The 24,886-nt window shown below is 52.7% G+C and carries 20 protein-coding genes; 7 read left to right on the top strand and 13 right to left on the bottom strand.

Going from position 1 to position 24,886, the window contains the following annotated elements:
• The 3 genes from Q4526_RS10360 to Q4526_RS10350 all read left to right on the top strand — a co-directional run.
• Window positions 1–853 (top strand): hypothetical protein (locus Q4526_RS10360; protein ID WP_215976999.1); only part of this gene is annotated, 853 nt, incomplete at its 5' end.
• A gap of 64 nt (window positions 854–917) precedes the next feature.
• Window positions 918–1,481, top strand: coding sequence for an RNA polymerase sigma factor (locus tag Q4526_RS10355; RefSeq protein ID WP_215976998.1), 564 nt, complete (start codon window positions 918–920; stop codon window positions 1,479–1,481).
• Window positions 1,478–2,062 (top strand): hypothetical protein, encoded by a 585-nt coding sequence (locus tag Q4526_RS10350; RefSeq protein WP_215976997.1) that lies wholly within the window; start codon window positions 1,478–1,480, stop codon window positions 2,060–2,062. Before Q4526_RS10355 ends, Q4526_RS10350 begins: the two co-directional genes overlap by 4 nt.
• A gap of 391 nt (window positions 2,063–2,453) precedes the next feature.
• On the opposite strand, the gene Q4526_RS10345 is transcribed toward Q4526_RS10350, so the two are convergent.
• Window positions 2,454–2,744: a hypothetical protein gene (locus tag Q4526_RS10345; protein WP_215976996.1), complete on the bottom strand. Its 291-nt coding sequence runs from the start codon at window positions 2,742–2,744 to the stop codon at window positions 2,454–2,456.
• Window positions 2,745–2,862: 118 nt separating this feature from the next.
• Here Q4526_RS10345 and Q4526_RS10340 point away from each other — a divergent pair, with 118 nt between their 5' ends.
• A complete protein-coding gene (locus Q4526_RS10340) occupies window positions 2,863–3,957 on the top strand; it encodes a S8 family serine peptidase (RefSeq protein WP_215976995.1) in 1,095 nt (364 codons plus the stop codon).
• A gap of 224 nt (window positions 3,958–4,181) precedes the next feature.
• Window positions 4,182–5,414: a hypothetical protein gene (locus Q4526_RS10335; RefSeq protein ID WP_215976994.1), complete on the top strand. Its 1,233-nt coding sequence runs from the start codon at window positions 4,182–4,184 to the stop codon at window positions 5,412–5,414.
• A gap of 1,007 nt (window positions 5,415–6,421) precedes the next feature.
• On the opposite strand, the gene Q4526_RS10330 is transcribed toward Q4526_RS10335, so the two are convergent.
• From Q4526_RS10330 to Q4526_RS10275, 12 genes are all read right to left on the bottom strand, one after another.
• Window positions 6,422–9,001, bottom strand: a complete 2,580-nt coding sequence (locus tag Q4526_RS10330; RefSeq protein ID WP_215976993.1) for a sulfatase-like hydrolase/transferase — start codon at window positions 8,999–9,001, stop codon at window positions 6,422–6,424.
• 187 nt (window positions 9,002–9,188) lie between these two features.
• Window positions 9,189–10,484 (bottom strand): adenylosuccinate synthase, encoded by a 1,296-nt coding sequence (locus tag Q4526_RS10325; protein ID WP_215976992.1) that lies wholly within the window; start codon window positions 10,482–10,484, stop codon window positions 9,189–9,191.
• Between the two features lie 71 nt (window positions 10,485–10,555).
• On the bottom strand, window positions 10,556–11,731 hold the full coding sequence (locus Q4526_RS10320) for an ATP phosphoribosyltransferase regulatory subunit (protein WP_215976991.1): 1,176 nt from the start codon (window positions 11,729–11,731) through the stop codon (window positions 10,556–10,558).
• A 146-nt stretch (window positions 11,732–11,877) separates the two neighbouring features.
• Window positions 11,878–12,753: a protease modulator HflC gene (gene hflC, locus Q4526_RS10315; RefSeq protein WP_215976990.1), complete on the bottom strand. Its 876-nt coding sequence runs from the start codon at window positions 12,751–12,753 to the stop codon at window positions 11,878–11,880.
• Window positions 12,753–13,907 (bottom strand): FtsH protease activity modulator HflK, encoded by a 1,155-nt coding sequence (hflK, locus tag Q4526_RS10310; RefSeq protein ID WP_215976989.1) that lies wholly within the window; start codon window positions 13,905–13,907, stop codon window positions 12,753–12,755. Before hflK ends, hflC begins: the two co-directional genes overlap by 1 nt.
• A gap of 135 nt (window positions 13,908–14,042) precedes the next feature.
• A complete protein-coding gene (gene hflX / locus Q4526_RS10305) occupies window positions 14,043–15,368 on the bottom strand; it encodes a ribosome rescue GTPase HflX (protein WP_215976988.1) in 1,326 nt (441 codons plus the stop codon).
• 18 nt (window positions 15,369–15,386) lie between these two features.
• A complete protein-coding gene (gene hfq / locus Q4526_RS10300) occupies window positions 15,387–15,650 on the bottom strand; it encodes an RNA chaperone Hfq (protein ID WP_215976987.1) in 264 nt (87 codons plus the stop codon).
• Window positions 15,651–15,767: 117 nt separating this feature from the next.
• Entirely contained in the window at window positions 15,768–16,751 is a 984-nt protein-coding gene (gene miaA, locus Q4526_RS10295; RefSeq protein WP_215977118.1) for a tRNA (adenosine(37)-N6)-dimethylallyltransferase MiaA, read from the bottom strand.
• A 1-nt stretch (window position 16,752) separates the two neighbouring features.
• On the bottom strand, window positions 16,753–18,609 hold the full coding sequence (mutL, locus tag Q4526_RS10290; RefSeq protein ID WP_215976986.1) for a DNA mismatch repair endonuclease MutL: 1,857 nt from the start codon (window positions 18,607–18,609) through the stop codon (window positions 16,753–16,755).
• Window positions 18,610–18,625: 16 nt separating this feature from the next.
• Window positions 18,626–19,930, bottom strand: coding sequence for an N-acetylmuramoyl-L-alanine amidase (locus tag Q4526_RS10285; protein WP_215977117.1), 1,305 nt, complete (start codon window positions 19,928–19,930; stop codon window positions 18,626–18,628).
• 91 nt (window positions 19,931–20,021) lie between these two features.
• The gene (tsaE, locus tag Q4526_RS10280; protein WP_303609614.1) at window positions 20,022–20,498 is read right to left on the bottom strand and encodes a tRNA (adenosine(37)-N6)-threonylcarbamoyltransferase complex ATPase subunit type 1 TsaE; all 477 of its coding nucleotides are present in this window, start codon (window positions 20,496–20,498) and stop codon (window positions 20,022–20,024) included.
• The gene (locus Q4526_RS10275) at window positions 20,491–21,972 is read right to left on the bottom strand and encodes an NAD(P)H-hydrate dehydratase (RefSeq protein WP_215976984.1); all 1,482 of its coding nucleotides are present in this window, start codon (window positions 21,970–21,972) and stop codon (window positions 20,491–20,493) included. The genes tsaE and Q4526_RS10275 overlap by 8 nt, the downstream gene beginning before the upstream one ends.
• A 128-nt stretch (window positions 21,973–22,100) precedes the next feature.
• Here Q4526_RS10275 and queG point away from each other — a divergent pair, with 128 nt between their 5' ends.
• Both queG and gnd read left to right on the top strand, forming a co-directional pair.
• The gene (gene queG, locus Q4526_RS10270) at window positions 22,101–23,225 is read left to right on the top strand and encodes a tRNA epoxyqueuosine(34) reductase QueG (protein WP_215976983.1); all 1,125 of its coding nucleotides are present in this window, start codon (window positions 22,101–22,103) and stop codon (window positions 23,223–23,225) included.
• A gap of 186 nt (window positions 23,226–23,411) precedes the next feature.
• A complete protein-coding gene (gene gnd / locus Q4526_RS10265) occupies window positions 23,412–24,866 on the top strand; it encodes a decarboxylating NADP(+)-dependent phosphogluconate dehydrogenase (protein ID WP_215977116.1) in 1,455 nt (484 codons plus the stop codon).
• Window positions 24,867–24,886: the final 20 nt, after the last annotated feature.

Genomic DNA, 24,886 nt, shown 5'->3' with positions numbered 1-24,886 from the left:
TACTCCAGAGCCCGAACCTACCCCAGAGCCAGAGCCTACACCGGAGCCCGAACCCACCCCTCCAGCGGCCCCCGAACCAACACCTGGGCCAGAGCCAGCACCAGCTCCTGACCCCATTAATAGCGCTGTTATTGTTACTCAGATGACACTGCGCTTTGATACCGGCGAGCAAACACGTGTCGCTGAGCCCAGTGAACCAATTGCTGCACAGATACGGATTAATTACCGTTCAGCTGGACTTATTAGTGGCCGCTGGGAGCTGGCAACCTCAGCCAGCACAGTGGGCGAACCAATTTTTGCCCCTCTACAACAGGTTCAACAGTACCTAGGGGGGGGCAACCAAATTCTATTGCAAAGCCCGCCCCTACCTACGCTAAGCAGCGGACTTTACCTGTTGCGCTTTACGCTATTGCAAACGGGAGGCAGCAAACAATCGGTAACCATTCAATACATGGTGGGCGGCGAACAGAGAGCCAACACAATAATACGCAAGCTACGCCTGCTCTCCCCCAATCAAAATGCCAGCATTAACATTCACAGTAAGTTTCACTGGCAGCCGGTGAGAGAAGCTCACGCTTACCAGCTGGAAATCTTTGACGCTGCCACAGGCGATTCTATTCCCTCGCCAACTACAGCAGCGCTGACCTTTAACTCACTGAGTGAAATTCGTCTACCTTCCACACCAGTAGCCGGGTTACTGGTGCCCGGTAAAAGTAGTCAGTCGCACTTAAGCGCCTTAGTTAAAGAGCACCTACTACCAAAAACGCGGTATTACTGGCGCATACTAGCGATCAATGAAGAAGGGATAATTATTGGCAGCAGTGATTTACGCGCCATGACGACACCCCCTTAATCCTGCGACTTTTGCTCAGGCCTACTCCGTGCCACAATAGCGCTTTTACTCATGGTAATCGCCTATGACAGGGGAACAAGAAAGTGAAGGAAAAGCCTTACTAAAGGCCATAGCGGCGAAGGACGAAAGTGCTATCGCCGCATTTTATCGCCTGTACGAGTCCACTGTTTACCGATTTTCCCTATCTAGATTGAACGATCCAATCGCCGCCGCCGACATACTGAATGAAGTCATGATGGAAGTATGGAAGTCAGCCGCGAAGTTTGAGGGGCGCTCCAAGGTCAGCACTTGGCTTCTCGGCATTACCCATTTCAAAATTATCGATCAGTTCCGCGCCAAAAAACGGCACGAACACGAAGAAATGGACGACGATATTGCCGATGAATCGCCTGCTGTACAACAAGATGCGCTGTTAGAAGCAACGCAAGATGCACAACTGCTAAAACACGCGCTAAGCAAACTATCGCCAGAACATCGACAAGTGTTGCACTTGGCATTTTTCGAGGACATGAATTACCGCGAAATAGGTCAGGTGATGGGTGTATCAGAAGGCACGATTAAATCGCGCATTTACCATGCGAAGAAGCTGGCCAAAACGCAACTGCAACGATTAATGGTGGCACCATGAGCAATAAAGGTTACGATTTAGATGAATTTATAAATGGCACCATGGATGAAGACGCGCGCGCAAAATTTGAAGCGGTGTTAGAACAAGATAACGAACTACAGCAAGAGGCTGAGTTCACCGCAAAACTGCGCAAGAGCATGCAACAGCAAGCTGCAACACCACCAGGAGAGTTTGGTTTAGCGCGTCTACACCACTCCATTAAAAACCACGAACAAACACAGTTACAAACAAACGATGTGAAAAAGTCGCGGGCATGGAAGCCCGTAGCCATTGCTGCTAGCGCACTACTGTTACTGCAAAGTAGCGTACTGGTTTTCAACCAAAGCCAAGAGACGGCAGTTGAAATCCAAACTCTTACCGGCCCAGTTCAAACCACAGCCCCGCATCTGCAGGTAGTATTTAAAGCAGATATATCCCTAGCACAAGTACAATCGTTACTGCAGGAAATTAGTGGCAACATCATCAGTGGCCCCGGTGCCCTGGGTATTTATCATGTGCAATTGGCAGATACCAATGATGTCGAAGCCGCTGTTGCTGCACTGAACAATAGCAATTGGATCGACAGCGTGTCGGTGCGTTAATAATGGCACGCCAATGGTTAATAGTCGTCAACCTCTTCTTAGCCACTATCGCCAGCGCCAGTGACAGAGCACCTGTGACTCCGCTGCGAGTAACAACCTCAACTACAACAAACCCCATACCGGTTATTCGATCGCTAACCCCTAGTGACTGCTTACAGCCGGGCGGTCAAATTCAGCTGAAAGGCCGCGCTTTTGGCCACCGCCCTTCCTGGACACTCATTCTACAGCGAGGCCAAGAACGCATTTCTTTGCATAGCCAGCGGTGGAGCGATCAGTTGATTCAACTGCAGCTGCCTACACATATACCCACCCAAGGCCCAACGCGTTGGCAGTTGGGCTTTCAAGAGCGAGGAGCTTGGCTAGGGCAGCCCCTAAGACAGCTGAGTGTATGTCAACCATCACTCGCCCTCAGGACGACGTCGTCCAGCGCCTCGTCAAGTTCAGTGTCCCTAACAGCACCTGCGAGGTCAATGAGCTCTGCACCGACGTCTACACCAACGCCAACCATGCCCACTGTAGTGCTAATGCCAAACGAACCTGTCAAGCCAACGTCGTCACCTAAAAACATCGAATCATTAGCGCCGGTAGAGTTAACAACAACGCCTGAAGCCGCTATACCTGAAACACAAGTGGAGCCACCCTTACCACAACCACCGACCGATGTAGCCACCCAAAGCAACACATCGCAGATAACCCTTCAAGAGCCACCGGCTGAAACGCTTCAAACGACTAAGCAAGCAGAACCGCTAAAATACGCGAGCCCACTTACTTTAACTGATGTTGATATAGGTCTATTAGATATGCCTTTACCGACGACCGCAGCACCAGTTGCTCAAGCAAAAGTGGGGGATCGTGAACCCAATCAACTGATTATCACAACAGGCAGCATGGCCCAAGCGCAAAAGGTCACTACATTGATGCGGGCTAAAGGAGCGCGAATCAAATCCCGCAAAAACCTCGAGGCACTGAATCTAGTCATCAGTGTATTTCGTTTAACGGCAAGTGATAATCCTCAGAGTATAATCGACACGATAGGTCGTGAGTTTCCCAAAGCAGTTGTCGATGCCAACCACCGCTACCATTTACTAAATGACCCCAATGCACTCTCCTCCATTAAGGCTTGGAGCTTAACCAGTATTGGTCGACACACTGGCAGGGCTCGTTGCATCGCCACTAAGGCAATAGGTGTTCTAGACACCCTCAGTGCGACAGATCACCCGGCCTTAATCGGGGCCAAGGTTACCAATCAGAATTTTACCGGTAGAGAGCAGCCGGCCAATACCAACCATGGTACCGCTTTAGCTGTGTTACTTACCGGAAATCAACCTTCGCAATTTGCCAGTTTGATACCCGGCAGCGAGATTAAGGTAGCTGGCGTATTTCGCGAGGATCATAACGGCCAAAGTACAACACTTGAGTTTTTACTCTATGGGCTCAATTGGCTGGTAAGTGAAAATGTAGGTGTAATCAATTTAAGCTTAGGAGGAGCTAACAATCGAGTTCTTGCCCATGCCTTTAAACAGGCAATGGAGAAAAATATTGTATTGGTTGCCGCTGCTGGAAACGGCGGCAGCAAAGCACCACCGACCTACCCTGCGGCTCTACCTGGAGTCATCGCGGTTACTGCGATAGACGCTGCTGGTCTCCTATACCCATACGCCAACCGCGGCAGTTACATTGATATCGCTGCCCCCGGGGTCGATATTTGGGCAGCAAATGAAAATGGAACCGGAGCATATCAGTCGGGAACCTCATACGCCGCCGCGTTTGTCAGTGCCTATGCGGCTGTTTTTGGCAAACCAGCGGATTGGTCAACCGTTAGTAAAGATTTAGGTGACACTGGAAAAGACAATAACTTTGGTTGGGGGCTGCTACGTTGGCAGCCTTGCCAGTAAAATATTCTATCGAGCTAGAAGATTTATCACACGCGCCCCCACTTAAACATCATTGACACCGAATGCTCTTAAACTCTTTATAGCAACGAATTCAAACCATTCACACAACCTACTATTATTCTAAAAAAGAAAATTCTCTAACATTCGTTAAATACCTTTGAACCCTTTATTTACTTTCCTCGACTTATAGACAGATACAATTTATTCACTTTGAGGAAAGCTTTATGAAATCATTAACTTCACTAAAAAAAATCTTGGCACCTGTTGTTCTAACTCTACCTATATTGAGCCTACCGGCACAAGCTGACTCTTGGGTTAAAAATATTTCCATTAGTAAAGACGGCATTGTCGCTGTCTCTGTTAAAAACATGTCAGCAAACAAATCGGTGCAGAATGTAAATTTGAGCCCACAAACCCAAGATCTAACTGTGTCAGTCAGCGGCGGAATTGATTGCGACAACAATGCACATGTGCACCAAGGTATTTTGCAGTTCAATTCAGAATCGGCATGGGGGAAAATGAATCTTGGCACTGGCAATAACCTCAATCATCCCGGGTCACAATATAAGCAATCTATTTTCGACTTTACGCCGGCTTTGCAAAATGGCCCTAACAGTAAAAACTTTAATCAAAACTGGAAAATACCACTGGCACAAGTCAAACAAGGTAATAACAGTTTTGACCCAGTAAAAATTGTACAGGATGGCTTGCAAGCCTTTCAAAACAACGGCGGATCGGCTGTGGATTTTTATCGAAAAAATAGAAGTTTCAGTAAAGATGTACGTATCTCTTTGATTGGTAGCTGTGGGAAGGCAGGAAACGGGCCAGCCACGTGGGGAATAAACGGACTTATTAATGCTTGGATGACCTCTGTCACTGTACCAGTAATGGTCAATTATCAAGGCGATCCTGGAATTTTCGCACTTAATGCACAGCTGGGAAATTCAGGCTTTCCCAATACAGTAAAAGCACAACCAAAAAATCCTCCTTCTGGTCCCAATCAATTTGAGAACGGCTATAACCCTCTAGTTATAACCGATGCCAGCCTGCAAGCGCACAACCCTCAATATCGAGGCCAATGTCCGAAAGATTTAAATTTTGTGGTGCGCTATCGAGGCACAGGCAAAGGCATGGTACGCTACCATATTGTTGAAAATGGCAAGACTGTACACACGTCAGCCCCCCTACCTTATGACAACAAGTTTGGTTGGCGCCAAAATCAGTTCAGCTTTGAAATACCAACCGATCAGCAGCAATACAATAAAACAGTGAACCGTAAATTTCGCTTACTGTTTGAAGTGAAAGAAGACGACAAAAATACTTATAACTGGAATCAAAATACCCAGCTAGGCTCTCTAAACTGGTCACACCACTGTCAGGCCCAAGCTATAGTACCCACTGCACCGGCAATACGAGCCAACAGTAAATCGAGTCCTGCGCGCGCACTCAATCACTAACTCTCTTCTCTGGTCGCTTGGGGGGGCGAAAGCCCCCCTTTTTTTCTTTATTTGATTTCAATAAGACGTCACCGCACATACAACCAAGCCATCAGATAACTGACTCATAATCAATGATCTTCCTGATGTCTCATTTATTTATCTCACATTTTTAAATGTATGCTTGTAAGTGTACACACAAGTCACTCCCTTTAGGGAATCACTGTCGAAGCTATCCATTCGTATTTTAGTTACTTTCCTTTGCCATGGGCATTGATAATCACAAAAGTACACATCAACACTCGTGGCGTGTACAAAACTCTATACTGCATTAATTCGGTTAATTTAACCTATGTTAATGATTGTTACAGATTCTAGAGCATGACTTACGCTTGCGATGTAAGTTTCTCAATAACCTCTGAGGTTTTTTACTGTTAACTTTTATACGAGCAACGTAGCGCGTGGACCGTTCAGCAAATGTCGCTACACAGCTACTACAAAGCCCCTCAGGGAAATCACACACCCTTATATTCAGAAGTTCTCGACCCTGAGTACCGGCTTTAAAGACATTGGATTTGCAATAACCGCATTGCAGCCTGAAAATCTTGTGATTTTTGGCTTTGCCGTTCATCGAATCTGTAAATAGACACCGACAAATGGTTTCACAAGCCTATTGATAGCTTCACGTCCCACCACACTGGACGTGAGCCAACCTGCGATGCCGTGGCGACCGGTCATTAAAAGTTTACAGACAACGATATACCGCAACAGAATATTAAGCTTACAATGCTTCGGCTGATGGGCACGAGCAAAGACCTCTTGCTCAACCTGACAGGTCGCAAATATTTTTTGTTACGGCTCAGCTCACAGCTTAAGGAGTGATCTTATTTCGATAACACAAAAACCATTGTTATCATTGCCAAACATCCGGTAACTGAACACCTACAAAATCACTGAGCTGCGTATCACACAGATGCAAGCCTCAACTCTCATCGACAATTTTTACCCGCAGGGCTTCGCTCGCGGTACTAGCCCGCTGGTGTTGCCGGCGAATCGGCACGCAACAAGACCGGATTCACCCAATTGGTATGGTCACACGCAGAGTTACCGGCACTATCGGTGATTAACTGGAGACTGTGGCGGCCGCTAATATCCACTGTTATGGTTTTAAACTCGTTATTGCTAAGACGCGGGCTGGTAAATATTGGCTCTTGATCGGCAACAATGTTAAAAATTGCCCCATCGCCACACGTGGACTCGTCATCTAAGCCAAAGCTTATCGTCAGTGTTTTATATTCCCGGTTTAAGAGCACGCGTTGACTGGAAGGTGCATGAGTACCCAAACCAAAGCCGTAAACCTCCCCATCAATCCGCAAGGGGCCGCCGCGCACGCTTTGATTAACGCCTAACTGCCCCCACCCCTGCTTACCGGTGACGGTCATTTCACTCAATAAACGCGCACGCGGCGAGGCCACATACACATCGTACGAAATAGAAGAGCGCAGTCTGTCGTTGCGGTATACCGCAAAGCTCATGCGATTGACGCCGGGTTTAAAATACTCTGCTGGTATCAAGCTAGACTCCAGTGCGCTGAGCAAGTTATCAAGCGTATGAGTATATTCATCAGAAAACGCTAGGGGGGTGATTTCAAGCTTTATGCGGTAACTGGCATCCAGCGCACCTAAAACTTGAAAAGGCAGAGCCTGACCGGCGGCCAGACGCACACTCTCAAGCTCCACCCGCACTTGATCGGCCTCGCTGGCGGGGTAAATACGATCTTCTTGCAGCAGCTGCTCATTGCGCTGCAAGGTGGCTATATCTCCCTCAAAGCGCTGCATCAGCTCGGGCGGTACCGTTTGTGGCTGCAGCATCAAGTTTCTGCTCTCCAGCGGGTCTTGCCGCAGATTGTAAAGATAGCGCTCTCCGGTTTTTATATGCTCTACATATTTATAGGGGTAGCGTATGGAGGCCAAGTGCGAACCATCAAACGGTTGAATCAGAGGCACAAAATAATCATCGTCGACGGGCCCCAGAAGCGATCGCCCGACAAAGTGATGCCGAGTTTTAATGGCCAGCAAATCCAAAACACTGGGCGCCACATCCAACTGCGAGCGCGCTTGGTGGCTCAATCGCTTGGGCGATAACTGCTCCGGCCACCATATTAACAGCGGCGTTTTAAACAGTTCGTTATAGTGGGTTTTAGTATTGTGATAGTTGCCGTGCTGCCCCATAGGAAAGCCGTTATCCCCCAGCACCACCACAATGGAGTTTTTTAAATGTTCACGTGCTTGCAGCTGCTCAAAAAACGACATTAAATATTGATCGGTTAAAAACATCGAATTTGCATAATTCTCTTCGTGGCTTTGCGCCTGAGGATAAATATACTTTTTATCCACCGGAATATCATCAAACATCATGTGATTGGTCACACTCATGGTCATTACAAAAAAAGGCTCGGCCTTATCTTGCGCTTGATGCAGCTGATCTAAATACTCGAAGGTTTTTTGGTAAAAAATATCGTCTCGGATGCCCCAACCAAATGAGCCTTCTTCGCGCTCTTGCGGCGTTACAAACGTGTCATCCATGCCGTGGGCATATTCGAATTCATTGTTCGCGACAAACTCGGCTGTATTTTCAAAATCAAGACTATGATACGCCTTCATAAAGACGTTGGTATAACCACGCTCAGCCAATATTTGCGACAAACAGCGGAAATTGTTATCCGGGTAGCTGGTGAAAATATTCATTTTGGCGCTGGGGTACATTGAGCATAATGTCGCAAACTGGCCTTTACTGGTCTCTACCGATGCGCTGTAAAACTGCTCGACATAGAGCCCCTGCTCTTTTAAACGATTAAAAAACGGTGTTACCTGGCGGCCATTTTTTACCGTATCGATATAATCGGCACTGAAAGACTCCAGCATCACGATAAACACATGGGGGCGTTGATCCATATCTTGAGGTTTCGTGCCAAGGCTGTCCGTCACATAAGGGTAGGCTTTTTCCCCGGAAATAAACGCGGCATATGGTTGTTGATAATATTGCGTAATAGAACCGGCGAACTCGACAAATTCATTGCGGTTACTGCTAAACGGCAGATTGAGCATGACATTAGCCAGAACAATGGCTAGTAATAATCGTTTAGTGCCTGTCACCTCAAGCGGCGCGGTAAAAAAACTGTACCGCCTTTGAGCAATCCAAGCACCTGCGCCCCATACGCCCAGCACACAATAATCAGCCACGGTAATAGTGCTCAACATATAGGCCACTGCTTCAGCCGAGACTGCGTTGCCACCGTTTTTCACCATTAATAATAAGCTTAGCGGCTCCAATCTCAACCAATGGTAAAACCAAAACAAACCATAGAGGACAATAACTGCGAGTGTCAGCCAGCGAGCCAGCACTCGGGGTAGGCGGGCAGCAGCCAGATACCACAAGGCCCAAAAAAGTACGACAGAAGCCGCCGATAATGCAACGCTCGCCACCGCAAAGCCCAAACTCCAACCGCTCACCCAACCAACCTTGAGCATTAATACAGATTGCAACAATGCCCAAAGCATTAATAGGCTGAACAACTTTTTAATCGGTTGATGACGGCAATTTGGCATTACTTAATCTTCTTCCTTGTTACGAATTGTATATCTCAATAATTATGTCACAACCCATACGGGGCACTGTCAGCGGCAGCTATTGATAACACACATCACCAGAAGTAAATAACTTGTACCTCTCTGGCCCCATACAAAAACACCGCCCAAAGGCGGTGTTCGAGCAATCGTAGAGATTGGCTAGAGGCTATTCATCAAAAGGGTGGCGCAACACAATGGTTTCAACGCGGTCGGGGCCGGTCGAAATAATATCCACCGGGGTGTCCAACAACTCTTCTAAACGCTTAATATAATTTTTAGCATTTTGCGGCAGCTCTTCCAGAGCGTGAATACCAAAGGTGGATTCACTCCAGCCCGGTACTTCTTCGTAGATTGGCTGCACACGATTCCAACCATCGGCATCAAAAGGAATCGGCATAGGGTTGCCGTCTAAGTCTTGATAGCCGATACAGATTTTAACGGTTTCTAAACCATCCAATACATCGAGCTTGGTTAAGCACATACCGGTAACACTGTTAATGCGGTTAGCGTGACGTACCGCAACGGCGTCGAACCAACCGCAGCGACGCTGGCGACCGGTGGTGGCACCAAACTCGTGGCCTTTCTCACCTAAGTGCTGACCTACTTCGCAATCGAGCTCGGTGGGGAATGGGCCAGAGCCAACACGGGTGGTGTAAGCCTTAGTGATACCCAACACATAATCGAGGTACAAAGGGCCAAAGCCCGAGCCCGTGGCGGTGCCGCCGGCGGTGGTGTTGGAACTGGTTACGAACGGATAGGTACCGTGGTCGATATCCAACAGCGACCCCTGTGCGCCCTCAAACAAAATGCTCTCACCCGACTCGCGCGCGGTGTGCAGCAGTTCGGTGACATCGGCAATCATTGGCTTAAGCTCTTCGGCCCACGCAGTCACCTGCGCCAGCACTTCATCAAAATCAACCGGCTCGACTTTGTAGTACTCGGTCAGGGCAAAGTTGTGGTATTCCATCACTTCGCGCAGCTTGCCGGCAAAGCTTTTCAAATCCAACAGGTCGCCCAAACGCAAACCACGGCGCGCCACTTTATCTTCATAAGCAGGGCCAATGCCGCGCCCGGTCGTGCCAATTTTAGCATCGCCGCGCTTCGCTTCACGCGCTTGGTCCAGAGCAATATGGTAAGGCAAAATCAACGGGCAAGCCGGTGATAAGCGCAGGCGCTCACGCACTGGCACACCGCCGTCTTCCAACTCGGCTAGCTCTTTAAATAAGGCCTCGGGGGACAATACCACGCCGTTGCCGATCAGACAGGTAACGCCCTCGCGTAACACGCCGGAGGGAATCAGGTGCAGTACGGTTTTTTTGCCGTCAATCACCAAGGTGTGACCGGCATTGTGCCCGCCCTGAAAGCGCGACACTAACGATACCTGATCGGTCAGCAGGTCGACGATTTTACCTTTACCCTCGTCACCCCACTGGGTGCCCAATACCACAACATTCTTGCCCATGATTGGCCTTACTCTCTTAATTTAACGAAACGATCATTCAATAAAACGAAAAAGTTTTAACGTTTAACGATTTACAGTGCGATCACCTGGTAGGTATCACCTGTTTTTTCCAGCACTTGGTTACAGCCCAGCGCGGTAAACTCTTCGTGGCTCGCAGCGCTTACTACGCGCTCACCTTGTGCGCGCAACTCGGCAACTTTATGCCATTGGGCGTTGCTGCCATCGTCAATAAAGCCAATCAGGCCAGACTCAGGTGCACTCAATAAGCCAAGCTTAGACAAGGCGGTTATATCCACCGCGAAACCGGTGGCTGGACGACTGCGGCCAAACACTTCACCTATATGGTCGTAGCGCCCACCGCTGGCGATGGGGTTACCGTAACCTGGGGCAAAAGCGGCAAAAACCAAACCGGTTAGGTAGTGATAACCGCGCAGTTCACCTAAGTCAAAATACAATTCGGCCTCGGGATAACGGGTTTGTATCACCTCTGCCACGTCGGCCAACTCATCCACGGCACTAACGGCCTCACTGGAGACACTGGCGAACAGATCCCGCGCCTTTTGCAATATATCCCGCGCACCGGCCAAGCCAGGCAACGCCAGCAGTACTTTGGCAATCGCCGGGTCGCTGATATTGTCAGCCACCCAGGCCTCAATCTCGGCCACCGCCTTGCGTTGCAACATGGCAAAAAACAAATCTTTTTGCGCCGCGTCCACATCAGCCTTGGCAATCAGGGCACTGTAGATACCCACATGCCCCAAATCGATATGCAGTTTGGGCAGTCCGGCCACGCGCAGCGACTCTAATAATAGAGACACTACCTCAGCATCGGCCGCCAGTCCCGCTTCACCGTAAAACTCAACCCCAGCCTGAATGGGCGTGCGGGTGGCGAGCGGGTTTTTAGGCTTGGTATGTACCACATGACCGGCATAACACAGACGGTTAGCACACTCGCGCTTAAAGCTGTGAGCGTCCATACGGGCGGTTTGTGGGGTAATGTCAGCGCGTATGCCTAGGGTGCGGCCGGTCAGTTGATCGGTCACCTTAAAGGTGAGCAGATCGACGTCGCGCCCCAGGCCAATTAACAGGGAATCGGTGTATTCCAGCAAAGGCGGAATCACCATGTCATAGCCCCAGGTGCGATACAACTCCACCAGGCGGCGGCGCAGTAAATCGATGGGTCGTGCCTCATCGGGCAATATTTCTTCAATTCCGTCGGGCAATAGCCAGCGGTCGGCGTAGGTCATAGCAGACTCTATCGGTTTTGGGTATTCGGTTGAAACGGTCAGGCAAAGCCTGCCTGAGTGTCAGTACGACACAAAAAAACCGGACCTATTGGTCCGGCTGTGGGATTTTACCACCTTTGTGCGACAAATGTTGAGCGAAAAATCGCCTATTTTTTGCCGTCCGCATCTTTTAAGAAGCGGAAGAAATCGCTTTCGGGGTCAACCACCATCAGGTCGCCCTTATTGGCAAAGGATTTCTTGTAGGCAGTGAGCGAGCGCACAAACGCGTAGAAGTCTGGGTCTTGCTCGTAGGCATTAGCAAAGGTCGCCGCGGCAGTGGCATCACCAACACCGCGTATTATCTCTGCATCGCGATAGGCATTGGCTTCTAACACCGCTACTTGGCGGTCAGCATCGGCGCGAATAATTTCCGCCTGTTCCTGACCTTGAGCGCGGTAAGCCCTGGCTTCCTCTTCACGGTTGGCCGCCATACGGTCAAACACCGCACGCCCTACCTCGTCGGGCAAATCAATTCGCTTAACTCGAATATCGATAACCTCAACACCCAGAGCATCATTGACTTCAGTATTGATTTGCTGATTTAGCTCCAACATCAATTCATCACGCTTGCCCGAGACCACCTCGTGCAATGTGCGCCCACCCACTTGGTTGCGCAGACCATCGCCGATACGGCTCGCCAAGCGACTTGCAGCCCGTGCTTCATCACCACCGGTGGCAATATAATAAGTCTCTACATCGCGAATACGCCACTTAGCGTAAGAATCCACGATTAGACGCTTATTTTCGATGGTGTAGTAGCTCTCGGGGCGCGCATCTGTGGTCAGAATACGGCCGTCGAATTTGCGCAGCTTATCCGCCAACGGAAATTTGAAATGCAGACCGGGTGTCACATCCGGGTTAATCAATTTACCAAAGCGCAATACTACGCCGCGCTCGTACTCCGAGACGATGTACACACTGTTAGCGGCGATAAACAGCCCCAAAGCCAGCACAATCAGTCCGAAAAAGGATCGATTAGACATTAGCGCCCCTCCCGATAAGTATTATTGTTACGGCCGAGTTGGCGCGCCACGTAGTCGCTGATTTGGCGTAACTGCTCTTGTGTCAGGGTCGCGTTGCCGCGATTCTGACCGCCACTGTGATTTTCCATCAGCTTGTCGATCGGCAAGTACATCATATTATTGCCACCGTCGACATCCACCATCACCTTGGAGGCGTTGCCCATAACCGCTTCTACCGCTTCGATATACAAGCGTTGGCGAGTCACTTCGGGCGCTTTTTTGTATTCCACCAACAAGTTGGTAAAACGTTCAGATTCACCTTCGGCGCGGCTTACCACCTCAGCTTTATAAGCTTCGGCTTCTTCCAGCATACGCTGAGCCTGACCACGAGCGGCCGGCACTACGGAGTTGGCATAAGCTTGAGCTTCGTTTTTCAGGCGCTCTTCATCTTCTTTGGCGTTGATAACATCATCAAAAGCGTCGCGCACCTGTTCTGGTGGGCGTGCCTCTTGAATGTTTACCGAGCGCACAAAAATACCCGTGCCGTAACTCTCAAGGTATTCCTGCAAACGAGACTTAACCTCGGCGGCTATCTCTTCACGCCCCGCCGACAGTACTTCTTCTAGTTCGGATGAGCCCACCACATGCCGCAGTGCGGAATCGGTGGCATGGCGCAGACTCACATCTGGCTCACGAACATTCAGTACATAGGTTTTTACATCGTCTACGTTGTACTGAACAGTTAAGGGCAGCTCAACAATGCTTTCGTCTTCGGTCAGCATCAGGCCACGACTGGAATATTGACGCTCCTCGGTCACATTTTCCACAAACACTTCGGTAATAAGAGGTGCGTTCCAATGCAGGCCCGGCTGCTTGATGACATTAAAGGCACCCAGGCGCAGTACTACAGCGCGCTCTTTGGCGTCTACCTGATAAAAACCGGCAACGCCATAAAACAAAGTCGCCACGACGATGGCGCCAATCAGTAAAACACTGAAGCCTTTACCAGAGCCGCCGTTGCCATTGCCACGTCCGCCGGATTTACCACCAAAAATTCCGCCCAGCTTCTCTTGCAGTTTTTTCAGGGCTTCATCGAGGTCGGGCGGGCCATCGTTATTGCCGCCACGGTTACCCCAGGGGTCCTTATCACCGCCTCCCGGTTCATTCCAGGCCATAGGTTGTCTCCAATTCAAAGGTGAGGCCACCAGTTTCTACTGATGGCCGAAATTTCGTCGCGGATTTTAGCACCCCCAACGCGAAGTCTAAAGGGCACCACTTACACCTCTCGATTGTGAGAGTTGCAGAGGCGTCTAGAAGTTCTGTGCGATTTGATACTCTTGAGGCGCCTCACCTTCCCAGCTGAGCTGATCAAAATTTAGGCTGACCGAACTGAGGATACGCATTAAATCGCTCTGCGGAATACGCAGCGACAGCGTACAACAGCCATCATCGCGGAAGGATTCAGCGGCGACAGCATGCTGTTCAAACAGTTTGGCGCGCAAACGACCATCGGTTGGGGCGAGAATTAAATCGCCTTCGATCATCTCTTCGCCCAGCAATTCGCTGATTGCCTCGAACAGCAATTCAATGCCGGTTCCGGCCTGAGCCGACAGCCACACCGCAACAGGTGTTCCCTCATCGTCGCGGTCGATACGCGGCTCCATATTGAGCAAATCGATCTTATTAAATACCCGCAGTTGGGGCAGGTCACCAGCGCCGATTTCATCCAGCACCTCTTCCACCTGCTCCATATAGTGCATGCGCTCTTCGGCGGCGGCGTCAATCACATGCAACAATAAGCTGGAGTTTGCCGCCTCTTCCAGTGTGGCACGAAATGCCTCCACCAGCTTGTGCGGCAAATGGCTAATAAAACCAACGGTATCGGCCAGAATTGTAGCGCCAATATCGTCTAGCTCGACCCGGCGCATGGTCGGGTCCAGCGTGGCAAACAGTTGGTCTTGGGCGTAAACATCTTCACCGGTAATTCGGTTAAACAGGGTCGATTTACCGGCGTTGGTGTAACCGACTAAAGATACCGTAGGAATAGCCGCGCGCTGGCGGGCCCGCCGGCCCTGCTCGCGCTGGGTGCGTACCTTAGTCAAACGCTTTTCAATGGTGCTAATACGCCCGCGCAGTAAACGGCGGTCGGTTTCTAGCTGGGTTTCACCCGGGCCGCGCAGGCCGATACCGCCTTTTTGTCGCTCCAGGTGAGTCCAACCGCGCACGAGTCGGGTCGACATATGGCGCAACTGTGCCAGCTCCACCTGTAATTTACCTTCGAAAGTGCGGGCTCGCTGGGCGAAAATATCCAAAATCAAACCGGTGCGGTCCAGTACCCGACACTCAAGTGCTTGCTCGAGGTTGCGCTCTTGCGATGGGCTCAGGGTATGGTTAAAGATCACCAGCTCTGCGCTGTGCTCTTCCACCAATGCCTGCAGTTCTTGCAGTTTACCGGTGCCGACAAAATATTTTGCCTGTGGGGTGTCGCGCTGACCAAACACCATGGCAACAGGGTCGCCACCGGCAGACAGCACGAGTTCTTCAAATTCACGGGGGTCTTCTGGCTCTTGGCCACTGGAAAGGTCCAGGTGAACCAGCACGGCCAGTTCACCTGAATCGGGACGATCAAAAAACAATGACTTACCTCTTAGTTTTTAGTCGCCCTGCTCTTCATCACCTTCGCCTTCTGCAGCGGGGTTAAGAAGGGGTACACGAACAGCGCGAGACGGTACTACTGTCGAAATGGCGTGCTTATACACCATTTGGCTAACAGTATTCTTTAGTAGTACAACAAATTGATCGAAGGATTCGACCTGACCTTGCAGCTTGATACCATTTACCAGGTAAATGGATACTGGAACACGCTCTTTACGCAGCACGTTCAAGTAAGGGTCTTGTAAGCTGTGCCCTTTTGACATCTTTGTTCTCCTTTAGATAATAAAAATACGCCTAAGTCTTTCAATTCGGTTACATAAGTCCGCCTGAAAGGGGGCGATGACAAGCATGAAAAACTGACTAGGGATTCCACAGTCTTATTATATGGCCCCCAATGGGAGGTAATTCAAGCTAAATCGTACAATTTCTTGCAAAGATAGCGACTTACCCATGTTATTTTCTGTAAATACCCAATTTATGCCCTCCCAACCCTTGAGCCAGGTGAATTGCCGCTTGGCTAATTGCCGGGTGGCGATCACCCCGCGCTCCACCGCTTCCTCTTGGCTGAGGCGCCCGGCCAGATGGTCCCACATCTGTCGATAGCCCACCGCACGTATCGCGGGCAAGCTCTCATTTAAGTCACCCCGAGCATAAAGTTTGGCCACTTCGTCCACTAATCCCGCCGTCATCATTTTGGCAAACCGTGTCTCTATACGCTGGTGCAGGGTTTTGCGATCACGCGGAGCTATGGCCAGCTGGGTCACGTTAAAGCGCTCAGTTAACAGCGGCCCCTGTTCCTCTCGCTGGCGACGGCGCAGCTCGGTCATGGTTTCGCCGCTACTCAGGTAAACCTCCAGCGCGCGGGAGACACGCTGCGAGTGATTGGGGTGAATCTCAGCCGCACACTCCGGGTCCACTTCGGCCAGGCGCGCATGAATAGCTGGCCAGCCGTATTGCCCGGCGTCATTTTCGATTTGCAGGCGCACCTTCGGATCAGCGGCGGGCATTTCTGCCAAGCCGTCCAGTAGCGCCTTAAAGTAGAGCATTGTGCCGCCCACTAGCAGCGGAATGCGCCCGGCGGCGTGAATATCGGCAATTTCCCGCTCGGCATCGGCCACAAAATCGGCGGCCGAATAAGGGTCGACCGGGTCGCGTATATCAATCAGGCGATGCGGCGCCCGGGCCAGCTCGGCCGGGGTTGGCTTGGCCGTACCTATATCCATACCGCGATAGACCAAAGTGGAATCCACGCTGACCAGTTCGACCGGCAGGCGCTGGTAAAGCTCCGACGCCAGATCCGTTTTGCCCGATGCGGTAGGCCCCATCAGCATAATCACATGGGGTTTGTCAGTACTCACATCCATGCTATTGGCCGCGCATAAAGAGTTTATCCAGCTCATCCAGCGACTGCAGCGTCCAGGTCGGGCGGCCGTGATTGCACTGGCCGCTGCGCTCGGTCGCCTCCATATCGCGCAGTAGAGCGTTCATTTCGGCGGTGGTGAGTTTGCGATTGGCTCGCACCGAGCCGTGACAAGCCATCGTAGACAACACCTCATTGACGCGGTGGGCTAGCCGCTCGCTAGCGCCGTGCTCGATTAAATCACTGAGTACATCGCGCACCAGCTGATCCACTTTGGCGCCGTGCAAAATAGAGGGGATTTGCCGAATTAAGAGCGATTCGGGCCCCGCGCGCTGGATTTCAAAACCGAGGGCGGCAAATGTATCCGGGTGCTCTTCGGCGCAACTGGCTTCTTTTTCGCTCACCGCCAAGGTCGCCGGCACCAGCAGCGGCTGGGCCTGTATCTGACCGCCGGCAAAAGCGGTTTTCATGCGCTCATAAGTGATGCGCTCGTGCGCGGCGTGCATGTCGACAATAATCAGCCCCTGGGCATTTTCCGCCAGAATATAAATACCCTTAAGTTGCGCTATGGCAAATCCCAGCGGCGGTATTTCTCCCTCGCTCGCCGCCAAATCCTCTAAGGGCTGTGCTTGATAGCCCGCCGCCGACGGGTAGCTTGCGCCTTGCTCGGCCACCGCAGGCTGACCCACAGCGGTTGCACCGGTGGCCGATTGCATGGCAGCGGGAAAATAGTTTTCACGCCAGTCACCCGCCGGGCGCTGAGCATTAAAGGCCATGGGGCTTTGTTGCGACATTTGCCCCGGCGCATCATTGTGCGGGCGGCTGGCTTCTGTCTCGGCGCGGGCCAAGCGGTCTTCCGGCGAAACCTCCGCCAACGCGTGATGCAGCGAACTAAAGATAAAGCCATGCACCGTGCGGCCGTCGCGAAAGCGCACCTCGTGTTTGGTGGGGTGAACATTGACGTCCACGGTGGCCGGGTCGACCTCAAGATAGAGCACAAAGGCTGGGTGACGGCCGTGGTACAGCACATCCTGGTAGGCTTGACGCACGGCATGGGTGACTAGCTTGTCGCGAATGGCGCGGCCATTGACATAAAAGTGTTGCAAATCGGCCTGCGAGCGCGAGAAAGTCGGCAGTGCCACCCAGCCCCATAAACGCAAGCCGCCGCGCTCGATATCCAGATGGACCGCATTGTCCATAAAGGCCGGCCCACAAACCTGAGCCACACGACGTTCGCGCTCGGCTTGGGTAGCACCGCCGCGCCAATTGTGAATGGCGCGGCCGTTGTGGCGCAGAGTAAAACTGACGTCGTAGCGCGATAGAGCCAAGCGCTTGACCACGTCTTCCAGATGGTTGTATTCGGTTTTTTCGGTGCGCAAAAACTTGCGCCGGGCGGGGGTGTTAAAGAACAAGTCCCGCACCTCGACCGTGGCCCCTTTGGGGTGTGGGGCCGGAGCCAGTTCGGTTTCCATATCGCGGCCTTCGGCGGTCACTTGCCAACCCGCGCCGCTTTCATCGGTCGCGCTACTCAGCGCCAGACGCGCCACCGAGCTGATACTGGCCAAAGCTTCGCCGCGAAACCCCAGAGTGGCGACCGCTTCTAAATCGTCCAGGTCGTTGATTTTACTGGTGGCGTGACGCGACAGCGCCATGGCCAGGTCCTCTTTGTCGATACCCGAGCCATTGTCACGTACGCGCATCAATTTAACGCCGCCGTCCTCAACTTCCACCTCCAATCGGGTGGCACCGGCATCGAGACTGTTTTCCAGTAGTTCTTTCACCACTGAGGACGGGCGCTCAACCACTTCGCCGGCGGCAATTTGGTTGGCGAGACGGGGACTTAACAGCTTAATTTTGGACATGAAGAGTGTTTACAACTTATGTAGTCGGGGGAATGCGCAGCACCTGGCCCACTTTAATCACGTGACCGTTGATACCATTGAACTGCTGCAAATGATTGACGGAAATATTAAAACGCTTGGCAATCTCGCTCAAGGTATCACCGCGCGATATGGTGTACTCGGTAACCAATCCGCCACCACCGCCGGACTTTTTCCAGGCAATGTAACTTCCCGCCGGGGGAAACTGATAAAAATACTGTTTAACGCCTCTAACTAACTGGGCGGTCAAGGTGTTGCGATAACTGGCACTGGCTAGTTTTTTCGCCTCACCTGGATTAGAGATAAAGCCGGTCTCCACCAAAATCGAGGGCACATCGGGGGATTTAAGCACTGCAAAGCCCGCTTGCTCCACTTGCCGCTTATGTAAGTGCGCCACCTGCCCCATCGATTGCAACACATAGTCGCCCACCTGCAAACTCGCGCCCAATGTGGCCGTCATGGATAAGTCGACCAGCACACCGGCCAGCACTTCGTCTTTATCCTCCAGACTAACGCTGCCGACCCCGCCAATAAGGTCCGACTCGTTTTCACTTTGCGCTAAAAAGCGTGCCATTTCACTGGTGGCGCCACTTCGCGACAGGGCAAACACCGAGGCGCCGCGCGCAGAGGGTTTGGTAAACGCATCGGCGTGAATCGACATAAATAAATCAGCCTGCATTTTGCGCGCAATATTACGCCGCTCACGCAGAGCAACATAATAATCGCCAGTGCGCACTAGCTTTGCGGTATAGCCCGGCTCGGCGTTCAACTTTTTAGCCAAGGCTTGAGCAATTTTAAGCACTACGTCTTTTTCTTGTAACCGGTTCGGACCTAGGGCGCCGGGGTCTTCACCGCCGTGCCCGGCGTCGATGGCAATGATAATATCGCGCCGAGTACTGGCGGGCTCAGGCACACTCACCGGGGGCGGCCCCTCTTGGCGCGGCGCTAGATCGTTTAAATCCACCACCAAACGATCTGATGCTCCGGCTTGGCGCTGAAGGAAAAAACTGTTGGGTTTTACCCCAGCCGACAAGTCCAGTACCACACGCAAATCGGTGCCATTGCGCGGGGCGTAACGAATATTATTAATCGGCGTTTCGGCAAGGTTCAGCTGATCAAGACTGGCATTAAACTGCGCCCGATTGACATCGATCACCACGCGCTTGGGGTTTTCTAAAGTAAACAGGTTGTGCTCAACCGGGCCGGATAAATCAAACACCAATCGGGTGTGATCCGGCGCCCGCCAGAGGCGCACACCGTCGACACGAGTCGTGGCCTCGGCTCCCAGTGCGACAAACAGCATCAGAAATACCAGGGTACACAACAAGTTGCGCAGTATGGGCAAGTTGGGTCGGGCTTGGGCTGTGGTCATACTCAGTTTTATGATTACTCTGCTACTGTGGTTGCGCGAGTTGCTGTACCAACCGCTCGCCGCGTTCGGTACCGGCCTCTAGCTTAACAAGTCGACCCGGCTCTTGCACCTGAAGGCTGACTGTTAAGTCCGGCGGCGGCAAAATTCCAGCGCCACGGGTCGGCCATTCCAATAGGCAAATATCGCCGCCTGTAAAGTAATCGCGAATACCCATATACTCCAGCTCTTCTGGATCACCTAAACGGTACAGGTCGAAGTGATGCAAAGTGCGACTGGGTAAGGCGTACTCTTCCACCAGCGTATAGGTGGGGCTCTTAACCGCACCTGAATGGCCAAAGCTCTGCAGTACCCCGCGGGTAAAGGTGGTTTTACCCGCCCCCAAATCGCCCTCCAAGTGCAAAGAGAGCCCCTGCGGGCACTGCTCCAGCACCCGCCCTAAACGCTCACCGGCGGCGACAGTGGCCGCTTCATCGGCCAGGTAGTCGGACCACTCAGTCACCCAGCAACACCCCGATATAATCCAGCAGGTCGGTAGCCAAAATACTGCGCTGGCCGCGCTCCTCGGCGGCAAGATCGGCCGCGTGAGCATGCAAACTGACACCGAGGTAGGTGGCCGCAGGCAACTCCATACCCTGAGCCACCAGAGCGCCCAGCACGCCAGTTAACACATCGCCCATACCGCCAGAGGCCATACCCGGGTTGCCGGCACTGATAACTGCAACAGGTGCTTTCTCGGCGGCGACTAACGAGCCGGCACCTTTTAATACGGCGACGCCACCGTAACGTTGTTGCAAATTGCTCACCGCGGCAAAGCGGTCACTGCCCACGGTGACGGTAGTCTCACCCAGAAGGCGCGCGGCCTCCCCCGGGTGCGGTGTTAAAATCCAGTTACTGCGGGTTTTGCCAACCGGCCAAAGGTTACCCTGTGCAATTAAATTCAGCGCGTCGGCATCGAGAATCAGCGGCAGGTCAGTGGCCAGAGCCTGCTGCAGCATTTGCTCGGACCAAGGCGAGTCGCCCAAACCCGGCCCCACCACCAGCACACTGGGACGTTCTAGCCAGGGCTCTAGCTCTTGGCCAGAAATAACCCCGCAGGTCATTACCTCGGGCCGGCGCGCCAAAGCCGCCGATACATGCTCGGGGCGAGTCGCCAGGCTGACCAAGCCGGCGCCGGTGCGCGCTGCCGCCTCGGCCGCCATTATGGCTGCACCACCGCGGCCGGTGTCGCCACCAATGACCATTACATGGCCAAAGCAGCCTTTGTGGGCATCGGCCTCGCGCTCGGGCAGTACCGCTAATAAATCGGCGAACTCCACCCGCTGCGCCTGGGCATTCACTTGCTGATAGATGGCCTCGGGGGCATCCAGGTCGGTAAAAACAATTTCACCACACAGCGCCGGGCCGCGCCCGGTCAGAAGGCCGCGCTTAGTGCCGATAAACGTCACCGTTAAAGCCGCTTTTACCGCTACACCGGCAATCGCGCCACTATCAGCCAATAAGCCCGAGGGAATATCCAGAGCCACCACTGGCAGGCCACTGGCGTTCATTTGCTCGATTGCTTTTTGATACTCTGGGCGCACATCGCCACTGAGCCCAATGCCCAGTAGCGCGTCCACAATAACGCCACTGCCAGGAGCAGGGCCGGGAGGCATCATCACCACACCTTCTTGCCTGGCGTATTGATAGGCGGCAGCGGCCTCGGGGCTGAACCTGCCTTCATCCCCCAGTAAAATCACAGTCACCGGAATACGCCGTGCCGCGGCCAGGGCCGCCACCACAAAACCATCACCGGCGTTGTTGCCCGCGCCGCAGTACACGGTAAGCTCCTCCGGCTCACCGAAGTGGGCCATCATAGCTTCAAAAGCGGCGCGACCGGCTCGCTTCATTAGCTGCGCTGCAGGCACGCCAGAGTCTATAAAAGCGGCATCCAGTGCGCGAACATCGGCGGCGGTGTAAAGCTGATTTGCAGTCATACAAAATCTCAATAAGTGTGTCGAAGACTAAATCGGTATAATCTGCGCGTTATTATAGGGGCTTTGCGTCGTTCCGCCTAACGGACTGTTCTGCGCCTTTCACGTTCATCACATAGCAAGGGTCAGGTTTGACGGACTTTGATTTTTATCAACTCGCCCGCGACATCAAACGCTGGGGCCGGGAATTGGGCTTTCAGCAGGTGGGTATTACCGATACCGACCTGTCCGCCCACGAGCCCGGCCTGCAGCACTGGCTGGAGCAAGGCTATCAAGGGCAAATGCAGTGGATGGCCGAGCACGGCAACAAGCGCACACGCCCGGCCGAGCTGGTGCCCGGTACGGCGCGTGTGATTTGTGTGCGGATGGACTACCTGCCCGGCGATACCGAGCAAATTAAAGTACTCAAAAACCCGACCCAGGCCTATGTTTCGCGCTACGCACTGGGCCGCGACTATCACAAACTGATTCGCAAACGGTTGGCGCAGCTGGGGCAAAAAATAGAAGCTGCTTTACCCGAGGGGTTGCGCCCGCAAGGCGAGCAGCAAAACCGCGCCTTTGTCGACAGCGCACCAGTGCTAGAAAGACCCTTGGCCGACAAGGCGGGCCTGGGCTGGACGGGCAAGCACACATTGATTCTTAATAGCGAGGCCGGCAGCTGGTTTTTTCTGGGGGAACTGTTCACTTACTTGCCGCTGCCGGTGGATACCAGTGAGCAGCCCAACCGCTGCGGCGAGTGTACCGCCTGCCTGAAGGTTTGCCCCACCGATGCTTTCCCCACGCCTTACACACTCGATGCCCGGCGCTGCATTTCTTATCTGACCATTGAACATAAGGGCAGCATCCCCGAGGAGTTTCGCGAGCCCATGGGCAACCGCGTGTTCGGTTGCGACGATTGCCAAGCCATCTGCCCCTGGAACAAATACGCCAAGCCCACCGCAGAAACCGACTTTTTACCGCGCCACTCACTCGACAGTGCCGACCTAACCACCTTGTTTCAATGGAGTGAGGCGCAATTTCTCAATAATACGGAAGGTTCGGCCATTCGCCGCATCGGTTACGAGCGCTGGCAGCGCAATCTGGCCATCGGCCTCGGCAACGCCCCGTCAGATGTGCGGATTCAGCAAGCCCTGCAAGCCCAATTGGGGCAGGTAAGCCCAACGGTGGATGAACACATCGAGTGGGCACTGGCGCAGCAAAACGATCCCCGCAAGCGGCGCAAGCGCAAAATCAAAGCGCCCCCCAACAGCGGTTAAGCGCCCCGCCAGGCCTTTTTTTATAGCCTCGATAGACAATAAATATCATCCAGCCACAAGCAAAATCCGCCGCTTTGCTGTACAATTGCCGCCCTCTGAGAGCCGGACACCCCCTCTGCCCAAGATTTTTAGGTGGTGAAAACCGGTTACACGCTTCTGCAAATCAATGAAAAAAGTACGGTCGCTATGAAAACACTGTCTGATATCGGTTTGGTCGGTCTCGCCGTAATGGGTGAGAACCTTATTCTCAATATGGAAAGCAAAGGCTTCACAGTGACGGCTTATAACCGCTCTGTGGACAAAGTCACTAACTTTATTGAAGGTCGCGCGAAAGGCAAAAACATTCGCGGTGCCGCATCGATTGAAGAGTTGGTCGCCTCGCTGGAAAAACCACGCAAAATTATGCTGATGGTAAAAGCCGGCGCGCCGGTTGATGCCTTTATTGAGCAGCTGATTCCGCACCTGGATAAAGGCGACATTATCATTGACGGTGGCAACACCCACTTTCCCGACACCAACCGCCGTGTTGAGTACCTGCGCGAAAAAGGCCTGCACTTTATCGGCGCCGGTGTTTCCGGTGGTGAAGAAGGCGCCCTGATCGGACCGTCGATTATGCCCGGCGGCGCCCCCGAGGCGTGGGAGTACGTTAAACCTATCTTCCAGGGTATTGCAGCCAAGGTTGAAGACGGCTCTCCTTGCTGCGACTGGGTTGGCGAAAACGGCGCTGGCCACTTTGTCAAAATGGTGCACAACGGCATTGAGTACGGCGATATGCAATTGCTGTGTGAAGCCTACCAAATTATGAAAGAGCTGCTCGGCATGAGCGCCGATGAAATCCACCAGGTATTCGCCGAGTGGAACAAGACCGAGCTGGATTCCTACCTGGTAGAAATCAGCCGCGACATCATGGCGTTCAAAGACGAAGACGGCGAGCCGCTGGTTGAAAAGATCCTCGACACCGCCGGCCAAAAAGGCACCGGCAAATGGACCGGTGTGGTAGCGCTGGACTTCGGCGTGCCCCTGACCCTGATTGCCGAATCGGTATTTGCCCGCTGCATTTCTGCACTGAAAGACGAGCGCGTAGAAGCCTCGAAAGTACTGACCGGCCCGGCGAAAAACTTTACCGGCGACAAAACCGCGTTTATCGAAGATCTGCGCCAAGCGGTACTGGCCGCTAAAATCGTTTCATACGCTCAGGGCTACACCCTGATGCGCGAAGCGGCAAAAGAGTTTGGCTGGAACCTCAACTACGGCGGCATCGCCCTGATGTGGCGCGGCGGTTGTATTATTCGCTCGGCTTTCTTGGGCGACATCAAAAAAGCCTTCGATAAAAACCCAGACCTGAACAATCTGTTGCTGGACGATTACTTCAAAGGCGTTGTGGTTGAATCACAACAAGGCTGGCGCAACGTGGCAGCCACCGCCATCACCAACGGCGTACCAGTGCCCTGCCTAACCGCCGCCCTGAACTACTTTGACGGCTACCGCACCGAGCGCTTGCCCGCCAACTTGCTGCAAGCCCAGCGCGACTACTTTGGCGCTCACACCTACGAGCGTTTAGACAAGCCACGCGGTGAGTTCTTCCACACTAACTGGACCGGTCGCGGCGGTGATACAGCGTCTACGACTTACGACGTCTGATGCTGAACGCTGAACGCTGA

The sequence above is a fragment of the Gilvimarinus sp. 2_MG-2023 genome, from assembly GCF_030547685.1.
Lineage (GTDB): Bacteria > Pseudomonadota > Gammaproteobacteria > Pseudomonadales > Cellvibrionaceae > Gilvimarinus.
This window is presented reverse-complemented; position numbering and strand designations above follow the sequence as displayed.